This is a genomic window from Desulfosporosinus lacus DSM 15449, from assembly GCF_900129935.1.
In the GTDB taxonomy this organism is placed as follows: Bacteria; Bacillota; Desulfitobacteriia; order Desulfitobacteriales; family Desulfitobacteriaceae; genus Desulfosporosinus; species Desulfosporosinus lacus.
In genome coordinates, this window is sequence record NZ_FQXJ01000006.1 from 259355 (window position 1) to 277705 (window position 18351).

Genomic DNA, 18351 nt, shown 5'->3' on the forward strand with positions numbered 1-18351 from the left:
AGCGACAATTTTTTAATTTGGTTTAGTTTGATATTATTTGTTCTACTTGGATATACTTATGATCTATGCAATATTCATGCCAATATTTCGACAATTCCATATTTGCCGATCCAGATGTATTTCCACACATAAAACAGCACTATTAATTAGAACAATTTGTCGAAAAGTAATAGCCAAATTGTGGAATATATACATGGAGCATTCGCTCTTGACCTATCACCGTACAAATTTAAAAGCACCTCCCCATCATTAGGAAGGTGCCTTTAAATTTAAATTATCGACAATATTAAAGACGAAAGCGATTGATTAGGCGTAAAATACCCCAGTCTCTCGAACATCATACCCGCCAAGTGCCAGAACGTCCTCTTGGAAGGCCTTGCTTTGGATAACAGAAATCATCGCCTTCATGCGGGGTTCCTCAAGGTATTCGCGCGGAATTGCCAGATCATATCGTTCTTCTCCAATGACAACATAGTCTAGGCCCAAGGCTTCCGCCGCACTTTGAATACCCAATCCAACATCGGCTGCCCCCGAGGCAACTGCTATAGCAACCGCTAAATGCGTAAATTCTTCTCGCTCATACCCTAAAATTTGCTCTTTGCTAAGCCCTTGTTGCTGAAGCAAGAAATCAAAAAGCACTCGTGTCCCGGAACCGCCCTGACGATTAATAAATCGAACACCCTGCTTAGTAAAATCCGCCAGGGTCTTAATATTCAGGGGGTTACCTTTGGGTACGATAAGAACTTGAGTCCTATAGACCAGGTTCATCAAGGCGATATCTCTTCCCGGTAAAAACCGTTTTAAATAGGCGTGATTGTATTCCCCTGTCTCAGGATCAAGCAAGTGAATTCCTGCGAAATGGGCTTCCTCTTTGCGCAAGGACAGAATTCCTGCAAGACTCCCTACATGTGCTGAAGCAATCCCCCCATACCCGCCTCTAGCCTTCATATGACTGCTTAAAACATCCAGGGTAAGATCATGGGAGCCAATGCATACGAGAGTTTCTTCCAACTCCGAAATAGGGCGCAAAAGTTCTATTGGCACTGTTTCTCCCTCGTGAAACCCTTCCTGTAAGCGAGGAACCCGGAGCATCCCATCCGCCCGTACCAAGCTCATGGTGACACCCGCTCCTCTGCTCAAAGGAGCGGCGACCCAACGCTCTCCGACTTTCCCCACCTTAACCCTCACGAACTCTTCGCTGCCGAGTGAGGAAAAGACTTTTTTACTGATCACAGCATCTAAGGAAGTCTGAGTATCTTTACCCAAACCTTGATAATGCTTCACCCAAGGTTCCAAAAATAAATGCGCGGTCAAGTAAGCCGACACCGGATAGCCCGGAATCCCAATAGCAGGCTTATCTTGAACTTCTCCTAAAACAACAGGTTTGCCTGGTTTAATGGCAACACCATGCAGATAAAGGGTTCCATGCTTGCCAACTAAATGAGACGTATAATCGTCCCGCCCCTGGGATGATCCGGCAATGATGACTAGAATATCCTGAGAAGCTGCCATTTGCAAGATTGCAGCTTCCAGTTGCTCTTGTTTATCTGGTGTAATGGGCCATATCGTTGCAGATCCACCCCATTCTTCCACTAAGGAAGCAAGCACTGTCGAATTACTGTCTACAATATCTCCCACCTGCAAATCAACTTCCACCGGTCGAATTTCATCACCTGTCGGCAAGATTCCTACCCGTGGTTTACATCGGACTTCAACCTCTATGACCCCAGCAGCCAGTAATGCTCCCTGGTCTTGTGGCCTAATGCGGTGATGAATAGGCAGCAGCACTTCCCCTTCAACAATATCCTCCCCGACAGGGCGAACATGATTCCAAGGAACGATAGGCGCTTGGAGCAGAATTCCCTTTTCGCCCAACTCCAAGACATCTTCGAGCATGACGACTGCATCCATTCCTTCAGGAAGCGGATCACCAGTATCTACTTGAATTGCTTGAACTCCAAGTTCTAACCAACGAGGCTCACGCTCCGAGATTCCATGGGTATCCTTAGCCCTAACAGCATATCCGTCCATCGCTGAAGCCGCAAAATGAGGCGAACTTTTTTTGGCTCTGACAATCGCCCCCGTGATTCTATGCAATGCTAAACGAACATCTATCGATTCGTTTTGGGGAAGACAACGCCCGGAAAGCTTGTCCATCATTAACTTTAGACCTTCTTGCCAAGCCGTATTTTCAAGATATATTTGTCGTTCCAAGTTTCTTTACCTCCTCTTCAAGACAGTTATATTTTAACGCAAGAGCCGGAAAGAGACCTCTTTCCCTGCTTCAATACCTTCTGTATCTAAGGGAATGTGTACTATGGCATCAGCTAGTACCATTGTTCTTATTAAGCCGGATTTTCCTCGAACCGGCTCAACCTGCCATCCTTCACCCTTCGGTATGAGCCTAACTCGTACAAACTCCTCACGGCCGCTTCCTGAATATAAGTTTTGGGATAAAGTTCCTTTTGGCAGAGGATCAACTTGGGGGTTTAACAAAGAACCATCCAACAACGGCCGAACGAGTGTGTCAAAAACGACCATCGCCGAGGCAGGATGTCCCGGAAGTCCGAAAATTAATTTGCCATCAACCACCCCACCGATCGTAGGCTTACCTGGCTTAAGTGCTAAACCATGAAAAAGCAGTCCCGGCTCTCCTAATTCGCCGATAAGTTGGGCCGATAAATCGCGTAACCCCACCGAACTCCCGCCGGAGAGCAAAACAACATCATTTTCCTTTAACATCTGGGCAAGCATTTTACGGAGCTCTGCCAAATCATCTTTAACTATTCCGTAATAGCGAGCATCTGCACCGCTTGCTAAGGCCTGACCCAGCAAGGTATAGCCGTTAATATCTCTTGACTGACCAGGCAAAGGTTCTTGTTCAGGAGGAATGATTTCATCCCCAGTCGAAAGAATCCCGACGTGAAAACGGGGCAATACCGGAACATAAGCCAGCCCAAGAGACGCCAGGAGTCCCATTTCCTGGGCTCTGATTCGCGTAAATTCAGAAAGGATAATTTCCCCTTCGACCAGATCTTCCCCAATGTCAATGAGATTTTCCCCAGGTGCAACGGCCTTCGTGACACCATAAAGAGTTTCACCAAAGTGTTCAAGCCGTTCAACCATCACAACTGCATCCGCTCCCTCAGGAAGCATTCCGCCTGTGGGCATTAGTAGACCCGTCCCCTGTTCCAGTGGTTTTGAGGGAGCCTCACCCATTCGTATTTCGCCACGACACTCTATTAAGGCTGGCATACTTTCACTGGCACCAAATGTATCTGCCGCTCGAACAGCCATCCCATCCATCGTAGATTTACGAAAATGAGGCAAGACACAGGTCGCCGGAATATCCTGCGTTAGAATACGTCCCAGTGATTCAGCCAAAGGTATCTTTTCTGCCCGCTGGTAAAATGAGAGAACATAGGGTTTTAATGAGTCGATTGCCTCAGCCAACGTTTGGACCTTAAATAATTCACTGCTGCTTCCCATGCTCTATTACACCTTCCACGATCATATTTTTGTCATTTAGAATAAGGCAAAATTTATTTTTAAAATAGTAAACCCAAAACAAAATTATGTATTATTAATTTCAAAGCGTTCAAATTCCATAGTTAGTAAATCCACCTGCAACCATGCCCTGTGCAGGGCAGGCATACGTCCTGCCAATAATTTTACACCCTCTGCTACACTCAGGCTTGCTAAGACAGCGGGGGTGAAGGCAGGGTTGCCCCAAGTACTCTCTACTCCCCGTTCCCCACGCCCAAATAAGCGCAAGACGCTAAAATCCCCGGGTAAACTAACTCCTATTTGGCCAAACCACCCAGCAATGCTAGCAAAAACCAGTGGTAACTTAAGGCTGTGACAGACCCTTTCCAACTCGACTCGAGTAGCTAGGGAGTCGAGAGCATCAAAAACCAAGTCGACTTCTTGAAACATTTCCGGTCCCTTTTCCTCCTTAAACCACTCTTTAATAATTTCCACTTTCACCTCAGAATTTACACTGCGCAATCTGTCCCGGGCAGCTTCCACCTTCCACTGCCCGATATTCAGTTCGGTCGCCATGATCTGGCGATTGAGATTACTAACCTCTAAGCGGTCCCCATCAATCAGCACTAATCGGCCAACCCCGATTCGGGCGAGCTCTTCGGCTATATACCCTCCAAGCCCTCCACAACCCACGATTGCAACGCATGAGTTTGCTAATTTATGCTGATCCTCATCAGTCAAAGTTTTCTTGTTTCGAACGTAACGACCTTCTATCGTCATTTAGCCCCCTCCTACAGGTGGAAAGAGTGCAATAGTATCTCCATCCTTCAAGAGGTGCTGTTCCTTAACATCCTTGCCATTAACCAAACAAATGGCGACTTCTTCCGGTGAAATATTTAACAGTTGGAGGATATCAAGAACCCGACTGTCTTCTGAAAGATTTTTCTCTTCAACTTTAAAACGACCATCTCGAAATGTCGCAAATAGTTTAACCGTCACACGCATTTCACTCCCCCCCTCTCTGTTATATACCCTGGAAAGCCGATAGTTATTTGCACATCTTGCAGATGATGATTATTTGTTCCATTATACCATGACTTCAAGGGGAGACCCTAAGAAAAGGTCCCCCCTCAATATTTGTTCATCGATTACCGTCTAGTCTAAGTTCGTAACAACAGTTTTAGTTTCGAATTTCTAACCGATGCTTGAGAATCCTATATTCCCAGCATATTTAGACGCTCTGGAGTTGGTACACCTGCTTTATCCCATCCGCGTTCAGCATAGTACTGTACTAGAAGCTCAGGCAAGTTATGCATTTGTCCTTTTGAAGGACCGGAAGGAATTGGATCGTTTAATAGTCGTTTAGGCAAGGTGTCATCGGCAGCAGAGTATCCAACTTTCAGGTTGTGTAAACGCTCTATATTCCAAATTCGTTCTCCACAAGCTAGAAGCTCCTCATCGGTATAATTAAAACCAGTCACAGCATTTACGAGTGCCGTATAATCAGTTAAGCCCAGTGCGAAGGAAGAGAACAAACAGAGTCCTACAGCATCAATAACGGCTGTGAGATCTTGGAAAATCTTAGTCCATGTCGCTTTTCCTTCGAGGGAATTACGATCAAGTTTTTCTGGAAGCCCCAAAATTTCCGGAGAAATCATGTACCCGCGAACGTGACATCCTCCACGATTGCTTGTTGCATAGGATAAGGCTTGCCCTTGTATGCCACGTGGATCGTAGGCAGGCAGTTCTTGCTTCTTAACGCTCATTGAAAGTTCCGGGGCGCCATAGCTTTCTGCTAGATTATAAGAACCCATCGCCATTTTGGCTCCCAATCCTTCAACATAAGCAATTTTTCGTACCCATTCAACCATGCCTTTAGCATTGCCAAACTCTAACGGTGTACCATCAAGTTCTTCCGGTTTAATGTAGCCGCGCTGAACGAGTTCCATTCCCGCAGCGATTGTTCCACCGACAGAAATAGTGTCTAAACCTAGTTTGTTACATAAATCATTGGCCTCATGAATTGCATCAAAGTCATGGATACCACAGTCCGAACCAAAGACCCAAGCAGTTTCATACTCTGGGCCTGCCCCTTCTTTGCCATCCCATTTACTATAGCGGCCACAGGCAATGGGGCAACGATAGCAAGGATGCTTCTTAAGTAAATATTTCTCAGTCAAGGTTTCTCCGCTGATTAAATCTGCCTCAGGATCATAGGAACCTTGGAAGTTATTGACCGGATATACTCCTGTTTCATTGATAATATTGACAAGCACAGCCGATCCGTAAGTTGGGAGCCCTTGTCCTGTTACGCCATTTTCCCGAATTTTCCTCAAGGAATTAGCAACGACTTCTTTCATTTGGTCAGGATTCGCATTCTCTACTTTTCCTGTTCCGCGGACTACAATCCCTTTGAGGTTTTTAGATCCCATAACAGCGCCTACCCCAGTACGCCCTGCAGCCCGATAGAGGTCATTTACAATCGCTGCCATTAAGGAAAGATTTTCCCCAGCCGGTCCGATGGCTAGAACTTTCGCTTTGTCATCTCCAAATTCTTGTTTTAAAGCATCAGTTGTCTCATAGACATCCTTACCCCAAACCTTGCCTGCGTCCTTGATTTCCACTTGTCCATCCTTAATGGAAATATAGACAGGATGATCTGACTTGCCTTCCAAGACAAGCATATCATAACCGGCAAATTTGAGTTCTGCACCCCAATATCCCCCAGAATTCGAAGATGCGATAACCCCATTCAGAGGAGACTTGGTCACAACCATATACCGTGATGGAGTTGGGGCGTTTGTACCAGTCAGCACTCCGGAAGCAATGAACAACTTGTTCCCAGGAGACAGCGCATCTACATCTGAAGCTACCTCATCCGCAAACATTTTGCCGGCAAGCCCCCGCCCGCCTAAATATTTCTTTGCAAGTTCCATGTTTAACGGCTCAGTACTAGTTTTTCCTTCTGTGAGATTAATTCTTAATATTTTCCCAGTATACCCACCCATGAATCTTCCCCCTTATTTCTATAAAATATTTTTACTAAACCTTTTCTTAAGAGAATAAATCTTTCTCTCATATAGAGATATAGCAATATTCATGCCATTTTTAACAATCAAAAAAATAGTTTTAAATTTTCAAATAAATCTAACTCTATCAAAATAAAACAAATTAGAACAAATTAAAACAAGCAAGTTTATTTTCATAAAAGTGCCCTCTACGGATATTTAGCGGGACATTATTGGTATGCCGAACTAAAAGCGTTCCATATTTGAGCAGTTTACTTTGATAATGTGTTCCAATACGGAACACTAACGAAATATTTATATTTTTCGGACTAGTTGTTTGAATTGAATAGATATGGTATTGTGACAATTATAAAGACAAAAAAAACATGTCAGAGAGGAAAGGGAAAGCGATATATGGATAACTATTGGAAACGTTTTATAAATGGCGAGAGCGTTGAATCCGAAGTATCTCCTACCATCTATCGTTCCTGGCAAAGAAGCATTGAGTATCAAGTAGACCATACTCTAATTTCTCATCAGGATATTCTTTCTACTCCACGCTTAAGTGAACGCCGCGAGGCACAAGACACCCTGATCAGAGCGAGTGAACCCGTTTTGCCTTACATTTTCAGCTTGCTTGGAAATACTAATTATACAGTGCTGTTGGGCGATAACGATGGCTACATCATCGAGGCCGTCGGAGATGGGCCCTTTATGAGTAAAGCTCAAAAAGTAAATCTAAGTCCCGGTGCCAGTTGGCGTGAGGAAATCCGAGGGACTAATGCCATTGGAACTGCCCTCCGCGATAATGCCCCCATGTCTGTCTTTGGTTGGGAGCACTTTGTACACGATAATCAATTTTTGGCCTGTTGGGCTGCCCCAATTCAAAGTAGCCAGGGTATCCCTCTTGGGGTTTTAGATATTAGCGGTGAAGCTAATCCAGACCGTCAAAAGATTTTAAATATTGCCATGATGGGTGCGAGTATGATCGAAAAAAACTTGCGACTTTTCGAGCTGGAAAACCAATTGAGATTTTACCAAGAAGGGTCCAAGTTAGCTTCCTCACTATTGCAACAAGGATTTCTGGCTATTGATCAGAATGGCGTCATTACTAACATCAACTCCTACGGTGCCGGACTGCTTGGCCGCAGACAAGAAGATATCATTGGGCGACTCGCTGGCGAAGTTTTTAGTACACCAAAAGGATGGATGTTGAACGGACATTCCCTGAATCTCCATTTAAAAGATAGCTCAGGGAAAGAAATTACCTCCCACTTAAATCAGGTAGTCAATGAAGCCGGTCAATCACTGGGCGCAGTAGGAACGTTGCAAATCTCAAAGAAAGCTCCTCTGTCCAATATTACGTGGATAGGAACCAGCCAGCTTTCCCAGCGAACTTTGGCACGAGCTTCCAAAATTGCCTCAACCCACTCTTCTGTGCTCATTCACGGAGAAAGCGGAACTGGCAAGGAGATTATTTCTCATACAATCCATCAACTTAGCTCACGCAGCGAAGGACCTTTTGTCGCCTTAAACTGTGCCTCACTCCCAGCCTCACTCATCGAAAGTGAGTTATTTGGCTATGTTGAGGGTGCCTTCACTGGAGCGCGCAGGGGAGGAAAACCCGGTAAATTTGAATTAGCAAACAAAGGGACTATTTTCCTTGATGAAATTGGAGATATGCCTTTAAATGTTCAAGTTGCACTCCTTCGAGTACTCCAAGAAAAAGAAGTTTCTCGAATCGGAGATACAAAGTCGATTAAAATAGATGTACGAGTTATTGCAGCAACCCACAAGGACCTTAATGCCCTAGTCGCTGCGGAAAAATTTCGTCTGGATTTATACTATCGCCTGAAAGTCGTCACTTTAGAATTACCTCCATTACGCGAACGTTCTGAAGACATTTTAGACTTTGTTCCGTATTTTATCGATAAAACATGTAAATCCCTTGATCTTCCTCCACTAGGGGTTCAAGAGGAAGTATATACTCATTTATTGTCCCATAACTGGCCTGGTAATGTCCGAGAATTGGAAAACTGTATTGAGGGCATGGTCGGTTTAGCAGAAGGCCCTCTTCTAACGATAGCTGACTTACCAGACGAAATCCTGCAAAACCTAGGCGAATCTGAATCGTCAGCCTCAACCGAACCCTTGCTTAATCAACATACTAAACAAGCAATCCTCTATGCACTAACCCAAACCAAGGGAAAAATCGCGCCAGCCTCTAAGCTTCTTGGGATTGGACGAAATACGCTCTACAGAAAGATAAAAGAGCTTGATATTAAGTTTTAAACAACAAAACATGGGGATTAGTTCCCCTGTTTAGAAATGACAGTTGCAGAAGGTATCTTGAACAATCATGAAAAGAAATATCCCTGGAAGCCACAACGAGCTCCAGGGATATTTCTTTTTTGTTATGTTTCTCTGGTCCCCACACCACGGTCCCTAGAGCAAAGTTCTAAGTCCCAAAGGATGTTATCTCTTCCCCATAAACTCCAACAAAGCCTTAATAATATCCTCAGGTTTTGGAGGACAGCCCGGAATCTCTACATCTACGGTTAAAACTTTACCTATCCCTTCTTCACAAGCATATGCTCCCCGGAATACTCCACCATCGATAGCACAGTCGCCGACAGCAACAACCCATTTCGGCCTCGGCATCGCTTCATAGGTTTCATGAGCAGCCATCAATAACTGGGTAGAACCCGGTCCAGTACACATTAAGAGATCTGCATGACGGGGTGACGCCACAAAGTCAATTCCTAAATGCTGATGATCATAAAAAGAGTTACCCAGTGCTGTTAGTTCCCAATCACACCCATTACAAGATCCACAATCTAAATGCCGAGCTTGTAGGGATTGCCTAAAGCTTGATGGCAATTTAGATGGTTTTTGGTTTGTTAGCGAATTTCCGCCCTTCTCAGTGAGACGTCCCATTTTTAGTTTTCGGAGCAGCAAATTCAACAATGTTATCTCCCCTTTTCGACTAGCGGTCGCAACAACTATAGCATAATTCAAAACTCTTATTGATTAACGGAAAGTCAGGAACGATATTTCCAGGTACTGTTAGCGGTACTGCTGGCCAGTTAGCATAACTGGCAGATCGAATCCGACAACGATAAATTTTTGCCTCTTCATCCACCATAAGCCACACAACATCAGTTCCTCGAGGGGACTCTACACATCCCCAAGCAGGTTGCCATGGCCTAAGTTTACGGGAAGAAAACGGGTTAGAAGTATCACTCTTGCCCTCTGACTCCGTCATACCCTCTTCAAGTAAAGTTTGTAAGAATCTAAAACTTTCTCTCGCTTCTTTAACCCGTACCACTAGCCGAGACCAGCAATCCCCCTCTTGCTCAACCATCGATTGAAGGTTAAGTTCTGGATAAAGAAGGTGGGCATGGAGCTCTCGCCAGTCATTAGCAATTCCAGACGCGCGTGCTGCCGGTCCGGTAACACCCATATCCACTGCGCTTTCCGACTTTAACACACCCGTCGTAACTGCTCTTTGCCTGAAACCGTCATGATGGAGAAGAAGCGGTATCCACTCTTCAAAATCCTTTGCTATTTCAAGCAGTTGACTCAAAAGGGTTTGGCAGTCTTTCGAGTTTAGGATTGACTTTACTCCTCCGGGAACAACCATTCCCCGTAAAAACCGGTGGCCAAAGAATTTCAGATTTAGGCGTTGAAGCTTTTCTTTGCTTTGTGAACCATTGGCGTTACCTATTGCAAAGCCGACTCCAGCACACATATTACCAATATCTCCAATATGATTATAAACTCGCTCTAATTCAGCGAGGATCGTTCTCCATAGTAAGGCTGATCGTGAGACTTTCACATTAGCAAGTTTTTCAACAGCCTCACAATATGCAAGACCATGACTTAGAGCACATACCCCACAAACTCGTTCTATAATGCGCAAACCCTCTTCAATGCTTCTACCTTCTACAAGTTTTTCTATTCCCTTATGAGTGTAAAAAAGCTGAGCTTCTAAATGCAACACTGGTTCCCCAATAGCGTAAAAACGAAAATGCCCCGGTTCAATAATACCGGCATGAATCGGACCAACCGGAACCTGAAAGATTCCGTCTCCATGCATTTCTGGGAAAACTAGTGGAGCACGTTTAAAGTTCTTGCCTTCTTCCCCTGTTTTGTAATCTTTGCGCAAGGGATGGAAGCCTTTTGGCCAACCCGGATGTAAGACCAAAGAGCGCGGGTCAGGATGTCCAACAGCATGTAAACCAAAGAGATCTTGAGCTTCTCTTTCTGACCAGTTTAGGGCCGGAAAGATTTTGGCCAGTGAGGGGAATTCATCATTGATTCCTTTGGCTCCTAGAGTAAGAGAAAAATCCATTCCCGGAAAATGGAGAACCAAGTAAAGACAAAATCCACGCCCCAACTGTCGCTCATCATTGACAACATGTGTTAACCAAATTGGACGCGGCCTCATAGCTAAACAATAGGTCAATATTTCCGGAAGATCACGGGGGGGCACGTCGACAATTCCCTCTTGTTTTTCCCATTCTACTATCTCAATGTCCGGACAACTATGATAACTCTGTAAATACTCCCGTAAGCCTTGCATCCTAAACTCCTCCCAAAATTACTTTGACGACCTGATTCAGTGCCTGATTCAGACTTTGGGGAATAAACATGCCTAAGAAAAGGACTACCAAAAGAGGGATCGCCAAAGCAAGTGTACTTACGCTCTCTCCAGGCTGATGCCGGCTGCTTGGCTTACCATATAGCATCTGGAGGAAATGATAGAGAAACCCCGCAAAGATCACCGTGAGAAATAGAATGCTAAAAAAGCCCAGTAGTGGATGACCTGTTTTAAATAGTCCGGATAAGATGCTTACTTCCGAACGAAATGTTCCAAACGGCGGGGTTCCGGTAATACTCAATAATCCAAGCACCATGATCATTCCGGTATAAGGCAGAACTTTAAAAATCCCACGAATTCTAGCCATTTGCCTTGTTCCAGTTTTTTGTACAAGTCTTCCGACAATGACGAATAGATTTGCCTTGGTAAGGCCATGAAGCAAGAGATGTAGTGAGGCCCCCCAAACAGCCTCCTTAGTACCCAACCCAAAACCGATAGCTAAAATTCCCATATGTTCAACACTAGAGTAGGCCAATAATCGTTTGATATCTTTTTGCAACAAGATAAACCCTGTCATCAGCGCCAATGATAAAAACCCGAAACTCATAAGTATCGTTCCTACAAAATCTGGGCCTAGAGCAGTTAACCGAGCAAAACTGTACCAACGTAAAATGGCATAGAGAGCACAATTGAGTAAAACTGCGGATAATAAAGCACTGACCGGTGAAGGGGCCTGACTATGCGCATCAGGAAGCCAAGCATGCATTGGAGCAAAACCCACCTTCGCCCCATAGCCCACAATGGCAAATAAAGCACCTAAGCGAAATAAAGTCGGGTCTAACTGACCAGCTACCTTGGGGAGCATTCGCCAATCCAACGCACTTAAACTCTGACCCAAGAGCGGTGCCACAGAGGCAAAAAGCAGCATAGTACCCAGTAAGGCAAAACTGATACCGACAACACACAAAATTACATATTTCCACGCAGCTTCAATCGCCTGCTTGTTTCGATAAAAGCCAACCAAGAGAGTCGTAGCTAAGGTTGTTCCCTCAATACCTACCCAAATAATGCCCAGGTTAGGTGTACTTACGACCAAAAGCATTGTTGCCATAAAAATCCAAATCCAGAAATAGTACCATTTCAGCCGCGTTCTCGGGAATTTCTTCTCATGGACTTCTTCTTCCATATACCCAAAGGAAAATAGAATAACATATACAGCAATCATGATAATGACGCCAAGTAGTAAAGCACTCAGTGCGTCCCAATAAAATATACCTGTCCCATAGGCGTAAGACCCTTGGCTTAACGTCTTTCTTATGGTCCATCCTCCACTCAACGTTAACAACACAAGAGCCACGCTGTTCAATAGTTTTAAGTAGGTATCCTTTGCCGAAAATAGCATTCCTACTGCCGCGATTACCGCCACTCCAATAAACATCGCATACTATCCTTTCAATGACCTCATGTGATCAACATTTAGTGAATCATAATTTTCCAGCATTTGTTTAGACAAAATTCCAATAATCACGATCCCCACGAGAATGTCAAAAGCTGCGCCCAATTCCACTAACAAAGGCATCCCCTGGGTTAGGAAAAATCCCGCTAGGAATATTCCATTGTCAATGAGCAAGATTCCCAGCACTTGGACTATAGCAACTTTGCGAGCCATCATTAGCAGAAGACCATAGAAGATAAGGGCAAATGCGACGGCTAAACCGTTACGATAGCCGGAGTGAAGTGCCATCAGAGGTTCTGTCACCTCATAGGCTATAAGCGTTAAGCCCCCGGCAAAAACTAAGGACAATGCGCGCTTCAGGTATATTTCACCCACCCACTCTGTCTTTGACTCTTTCAAAACCCGTCGCAGAAGAATGGGAATAACTCCAGCCTTAGCGACTAACAACAACACGCCGAATATAATAACCTCTATGGCATGGTTATGATAGCCTTCTGCTATTAGAAGAAGGGAAACGAAAACGGTTTGTAACGTCCACCAATTTAAGGCATTTTTAACTCGGGCACTATAGACCATAATCAGTCCGCTAACTAAGAGGACAAGCAGCACTAAATTAAGTTCATTGTCAGAAATACCTATCATCACCTAAATCTGCCCCCTTATAATCCAGAGTGAAATTAAGGCCAAAATGGCAGAAGAAGTGCCTGTTGCCAGATAATGAGGAGCTCGGAAAAGCCGCCTCTTAACAAAGAGACTTTCTACCGTGGCGAAGAAGAATCCTAAAGCTGCCACCTTTACTCCAATAAAACCCAAAGCCCAGAGCGTCCCTAAAAGTCCATCACTAAATGAGATCAACCCGCTAGGCCAAATGATTTGCGCCAATAAAACAAGCAGTAAGAGTTGTTTTATCTGTTCCGCAAAATTCAGCAGAGCCAGTGAAGGTCCCGAATACTCCAGTAGCATCCCTTCATGAATCATCGTTAATTCCAAATGAGTATCCGGATTATCCATGGGGATTCGTCCCATCTCCGCAATGCTAACCATCCCTAAGGCTATCAAGGCCAAAATTTTGGAGATATCCAAGGGGGATACACTTTGCAAACCTACCATGATCCCTTGCAGGGAGGTCGCCTCAGTTATGAAGGCTAAAACGATTAACCCTAGAAGTAAGGCCGGTTCTGTTAATAATCCAATAAAAAGTTCTCTGCTAGAGCCCATTCCTCCAAACGTTCCTGCCCCTTCTAAACCGGCCAGTGTCAGGAACAGACGCACTAAGCCAAGGCTTGCCCCGAATAAAAAGAGATCCCCCCATACGCTGAATGGTGCCCAACCCCAAGCACCAGGAATAACGAGCCCTGCCATCAGTGTTCCAGCCAAGACGATGCGAGGAGCTAAGAGGAAGATCCAAGAGGCATGTTCCGAAACCAGTTCCTCCTTCTTCAATAATTTTCTTAAATCTCGGTATGGTTGAAGGATTGGTGGGCCCTGCCGCATCTGCCAGAACGCTTTGCTTTTTTTAATCAAACCTTGAACAAGCGGAGCGGCAACTACGATCAACGCCAAATGTCCTATTCCCATCAGAAGACGGGTTAATATCATGAATATTTCGTCCATCTCTTCTCTCCTATCTTCCTAAAATCAAAACGACGATGACTGTAACTAGCAGGTAGGCTAAATATAAATGGATGCTCCCTGCCTGCAGCTTGCGGATATGAGACGACAGCCAAATTAATCCGCCAATCGCAGGTCGATAGAAACTATACTCAAATACTTCTTTGAGTTTTCCTTCGTAGGTTAGAGAACGCAGAGTGTATTGAGTTCCTGCAAAATCTCCTTCCACATGTCGGTGCGAACCCAACACTTTAGTAAAAAGGACCCGAATAGGATTTGTTAATCCACCGGCAGTATATTGGAGACTTGGGGTTAATGGCCCACCACAATTCCATGTCGCAGTAACTCTACGAATCCCTCGTTTGCTCAGGACAATAACAATAACTGTCAGAAGAATCAGCAGGATCAGATAGGTTGAGGACAGGTTAAGCGGTGTCCCGAGAGCTGAACTTATTCCTAACACGTCTCCAGTTCTCAAAACTGAAAGCGGTAGATTGATTAAGGCTAAAATTGCCGAGGGCCAAAGTACACTTAAAACTGCCAACCCTCCAACTATCAAAGGTGTAATATATTGAACAGGGTGTGCTTCTTTGGCTTTTTCTGCTACTGTTGAGCGAGCTTGTCCAAGGAAGGAAATCCCAAACCACTTTACAAACGTAGCAATCGATAATCCACCAACCAAAGCGAGAACACCGATTGACAAAGGCAAGAAGACTTTACTCCAGCCATTTGCGAGGTGAGCTGTATTCACCCATAGAGATTGAAAAAGCATAAATTCTCCCCAAAATCCGCCTAAAGGAGGTAATGCAGTGATTCCTATAATTCCAATAAGCGCTCCAAAACCCGTTTTGGGCATTCGCTTGAGCAGTCCTCCCAATCGTTCCATGTTCCGAGTATGCGTTGCCTGTATGATATTCCCTGCTCCCATAAACAGTAATGATTTGAAAAGCATATGTTGAATAGTATGCCAAAAGAAAGCAACGAACGCTAAATTCATTGCCCAAGAATTATTCCAAGATCTTGCCAGAAAGGCACTACCCAATGCGATACCAAGAATTCCAACATTCTCTATTGTAGAAAAAGCGAGTAGTTTTTTAAGATCTGACTGCACAGAAGCAGATAATATCCCAACAATTGCTGATAGAGCTCCGACGAGCAAAAATAACCAACCCCACCAGACCGGGCCTGGTCCCAAGGTCAACCATACCAATCTAATAAACAGATAGAGTGCAACCTTTACCATGACTCCAGACATTAGTGCCGATACTGGACTTGGTGCAGCCGAATGGGCATAAGGCAGCCAGATATGAAAAGGAACAAAACCAGCTTTTGTTCCTAATCCAATAAAAAATGCTAGAAAAATTAAATTTAGTTGGCTTGTGGAAAGTGTGGGAACCGCTTTCGCCCATGCCTCAAAAGCAAAGCTTCCTGTCAATGCATATAAATACAAAATCGCCGTGGTCAATAATACTGTTGCCACATGGGTCATTACGAAGTATATGTAAGCAGACTTGCGATTTTGAGGGTCTTCATGTTCATAAAGAACTAAGAAGAATGAAAACAGAGACATCATTTCCCAACTCAATAAAAAGGTAAAGCCATCATCCGCAAGCAATACACCAAACATGCTGGCAAGAAATAAAAACCAATTAATCAAAAAAGGCCAAAGAGACTTGTTCTTGTCTTGATACTCCTTTAAGTATCCTAGGGCATAGAGAGACGATAACCCTTGCCCCAAGAGCAAGATAAAGAGAAAGAATACCGTTAGTCCATCCAATTTCCACGTAAGTGAAAGTCCCGCTCCTGCTTCAGTAAATAATTGAAATCCTGTTTTAATCCAGTCCCCCCCTCGACAAGTCAAAATCGTTCCCCAGATGAGTCCCGCTCCCGCCAATACAATACTTAAACCCATAAATAATTGACGAAAGGATTGGCTCTCCTTATTACCCATTGATGTTTCCCCCTGATCCGCACATTTGTGACTTTTTTAATTAATTAAATAATAAGCATTCTAAAATTATAACTAATTATTACATTTTTTACAAGCTCAAGAATACCGTATTGGGTACGCGTTACACGCACGAAAGACGCCCCCAAATCATGAGAGCGCCTCTTTGATCCTCTTAATAGAATCGTTTTAACCTACTTGTAAACCATAGTTTGCGCAAAGGGCGGCCAATCCCCCTGAGAAACCGCTGCCGACAGCATTAAACTTCCATTCTCCTTGGTGACGATACAGTTCGCAAACTACAAGCGCGGTTTCTACAGAGAAGTCTTCACCTAAATCATATCTCATGACTTCTTGTCCGTTGGTTTCGTTTACAACGCGCACAAATGCATTTGATACTTGACCAAAGTTCTGTGATCTTTGTGCGGCCTCATGAATTGTAACAGTAAAGGCAATTTTTTCCACATGGGCAGGTACAGAGGCCAGATCAACATTAACTTGTTCATCATCCCCATCACCTGCTCCAGTAAGATTGTCCCCTGTATGTTGTACTGATCCGTTACCCCCAACGAGGTTGTTGTAATATATGAAATCTTCAATACCACCGGCTTTACCGTTTTTATCAAGTAAGAACACCGAGGCATCTAAGTCAAAATCCGACCCGCCAGAATACTTGTTGGTATCCCAACCTAATCCGACAATGATCTTCGTTAGACCAGGGTTTCCCTTAGTTAAGTCAATCTTTTGTCCTTTTTGAAGACTAATGACTGCCATAAAAAACACCTCTTATTATTCATTTAGGACATATCTTTATTATCTAAGTTGAAGTTAGAAAACCAATTCAGCCAAAGCTAAATATCAAATCTTCAGAAGAAATGTAGCTATTACTATCCGACCTCAGGCTTCTGACCTCCGACCTCCGATTTATACGTCTAGTCCGAAATCTTTACACAATCCGGCTAAGCCGTTTTGGTAACCGCTGCCGATGGCATTAAACTTCCACTCTGCATTATTCCGATAAAGCTCACCCACCACAACGGCTGTCTCAACTGAGAAGTCTTCACCGAGGTCGTAACGAATTAACTCTTCACCCGATGCTTCGTTTAACACTCGTACATAGGCGTTGGAAACTTGTCCAAAATTTTGACTGCGCTCTTGGGCTTCATGAATTGTAATCGCAAAGGTAACCTTGGATACATTACTAGAGACGAGTGCTAAGTCAACCTTGATTTGCTCATCATCCCCATCACCAGCGCCAGAACGATTGTCGCCAGTATGTGTCACTGAACCGTCAGGACTCTTTGGGTTGTTAAAAAAGACAAAGTTTTTTTCATCTGCGACTTTTCCTTCAGGATTTAACATAAAAACAGAGGAATCTAAATCAAAATCCTTACCGCCATCATACTTGTTGACGTCCCAACCCAATCCAATAATAATTTTCGTAAGACCCGGGTTTGTTTTGGTAAGATCTACTTTTTGACCTTTTTGTAAACTAATTGCCATTTTATTATCCCCCTTAATATTTTTTAAACTATTGATATCGACGGATAAGTTCACTTAAGGATGCATCATTCGTACCTTCACCAATGGCGGCGAATTTCCACTCATTGTTGTGACGATATACTTCTGCAACCACTAAGCTCGTTTTGCCAGCATAGCTTTCAGTTAGATTGTAACGACAAAATTCTTGCCCATTTACTGGATTAACTACCCTAATAAAGGCATTGGAAATCAGCCCAAAGTCCTGTTTGCGTTTTACACAATCATAAATATTCACGACAAAAACAATTTTTTGTACACTGCTAGGGACACTGCTTAGTTCCACATTAATTTGCTCATCGTCTCCATCCCCAGCACCCGTTAGATTATCTCCACTATGTTTTACACTCTTGTCCCCACTTTGCAAATTGCCAAAGTAGACCAAGCGATCTTTAGAAGTAAGCTTTTCTTGTGGATCGAGAAGGATCGCAGATGCGTCACAGTCAATTGAAGCGCTTCCGCCGCTGCCCCCTCCAAAAAGGCCTCCAAGGAGTCCTCCCGATTTCGGTTTCGATACTTCATCCCATCCTAAGCCTACCATGATTTTTGATAAGCCAGGATTTCCTTTTGTTAAATCAATCTTTTGCCCTTTTTGCAAATTAATTCCCACTATGAATCCCCCTTTTTTAGATACCAGGTATTATATCATCTGTCTTCTCTGCTTCTTCATTTTTTCCTTTATTTCTTCAAGCAAAATGTG

Annotated in this window: 15 protein-coding genes; 1 reads left to right on the forward strand and 14 read right to left on the reverse strand. The window is 43.9% G+C overall.

Going from position 1 to position 18351, the window contains the following annotated elements; genetic code table 11:
* Positions 1-306: 306 nt before the first annotated feature.
* The 5 genes from BUB11_RS10165 to BUB11_RS10185 form a co-directional block, all read right to left on the reverse strand.
* Complete coding sequence (locus BUB11_RS10165; protein ID WP_073029642.1) at positions 307-2214, reverse strand: molybdopterin biosynthesis protein; 1908 nt, start codon at positions 2212-2214, stop codon at positions 307-309.
* Positions 2215-2247: 33 nt separating this feature from the next.
* Positions 2248-3489: a molybdopterin molybdotransferase MoeA gene (locus BUB11_RS10170; RefSeq protein ID WP_073029643.1), complete on the reverse strand. Its 1242-nt coding sequence runs from the start codon at positions 3487-3489 to the stop codon at positions 2248-2250.
* An 84-nt stretch (positions 3490-3573) separates the two neighbouring features.
* Positions 3574-4266 (reverse strand): HesA/MoeB/ThiF family protein, encoded by a 693-nt coding sequence (locus BUB11_RS10175; protein WP_073029644.1) that lies wholly within the window; start codon positions 4264-4266, stop codon positions 3574-3576.
* Positions 4267-4491: a MoaD/ThiS family protein gene (locus BUB11_RS10180; protein WP_073029645.1), complete on the reverse strand. Its 225-nt coding sequence runs from the start codon at positions 4489-4491 to the stop codon at positions 4267-4269.
* Between the two features lie 209 nt (positions 4492-4700).
* Complete coding sequence (locus BUB11_RS10185; protein ID WP_073029646.1) at positions 4701-6494, reverse strand: aldehyde ferredoxin oxidoreductase family protein; 1794 nt, start codon at positions 6492-6494, stop codon at positions 4701-4703.
* A 414-nt stretch (positions 6495-6908) separates the two neighbouring features.
* Between BUB11_RS10185 and BUB11_RS10190 the strand changes: the two genes are divergently transcribed.
* Positions 6909-8786 carry a sigma-54-dependent Fis family transcriptional regulator gene (locus tag BUB11_RS10190; RefSeq protein WP_073029647.1) on the forward strand — a complete coding sequence of 626 codons (1878 nt, stop codon included), beginning with the start codon at positions 6909-6911 and terminating at the stop codon, positions 8784-8786.
* A 183-nt stretch (positions 8787-8969) separates the two neighbouring features.
* Here BUB11_RS10190 and BUB11_RS10195 read toward each other — a convergent pair whose 3' ends face one another.
* The 9 genes from BUB11_RS10195 to BUB11_RS10235 form a co-directional block, all read right to left on the reverse strand.
* Complete coding sequence (locus tag BUB11_RS10195; protein ID WP_073029648.1) at positions 8970-9461, reverse strand: NADH-quinone oxidoreductase subunit B family protein; 492 nt, start codon at positions 9459-9461, stop codon at positions 8970-8972.
* Between the two features lie 19 nt (positions 9462-9480).
* Complete coding sequence (locus BUB11_RS10200) at positions 9481-11079, reverse strand: hydrogenase large subunit (RefSeq protein ID WP_073029649.1); 1599 nt, start codon at positions 11077-11079, stop codon at positions 9481-9483.
* Between the two features lies 1 nt (position 11080).
* Complete coding sequence (locus tag BUB11_RS10205; protein WP_073029650.1) at positions 11081-12535, reverse strand: hydrogenase 4 subunit F; 1455 nt, start codon at positions 12533-12535, stop codon at positions 11081-11083.
* Between the two features lie 6 nt (positions 12536-12541).
* Entirely contained in the window at positions 12542-13195 is a 654-nt protein-coding gene (locus BUB11_RS10210; RefSeq protein WP_073029751.1) for a hydrogenase, read from the reverse strand.
* Between the two features lie 3 nt (positions 13196-13198).
* Positions 13199-14167, reverse strand: coding sequence for a respiratory chain complex I subunit 1 family protein (locus BUB11_RS10215; RefSeq protein WP_073029651.1), 969 nt, complete (start codon positions 14165-14167; stop codon positions 13199-13201).
* Between the two features lie 10 nt (positions 14168-14177).
* Positions 14178-16115 carry a proton-conducting transporter transmembrane domain-containing protein gene (locus tag BUB11_RS10220; protein WP_073029652.1) on the reverse strand — a complete coding sequence of 646 codons (1938 nt, stop codon included), beginning with the start codon at positions 16113-16115 and terminating at the stop codon, positions 14178-14180.
* Positions 16116-16301: 186 nt separating this feature from the next.
* Positions 16302-16886, reverse strand: coding sequence for a TerD family protein (locus BUB11_RS10225; RefSeq protein WP_073029653.1), 585 nt, complete (start codon positions 16884-16886; stop codon positions 16302-16304).
* A gap of 150 nt (positions 16887-17036) precedes the next feature.
* Entirely contained in the window at positions 17037-17615 is a 579-nt protein-coding gene (locus tag BUB11_RS10230) for a TerD family protein (protein ID WP_073029654.1), read from the reverse strand.
* Between the two features lie 28 nt (positions 17616-17643).
* Positions 17644-18261, reverse strand: coding sequence for a TerD family protein (locus BUB11_RS10235; RefSeq protein ID WP_073029655.1), 618 nt, complete (start codon positions 18259-18261; stop codon positions 17644-17646).
* Positions 18262-18351: the final 90 nt, after the last annotated feature.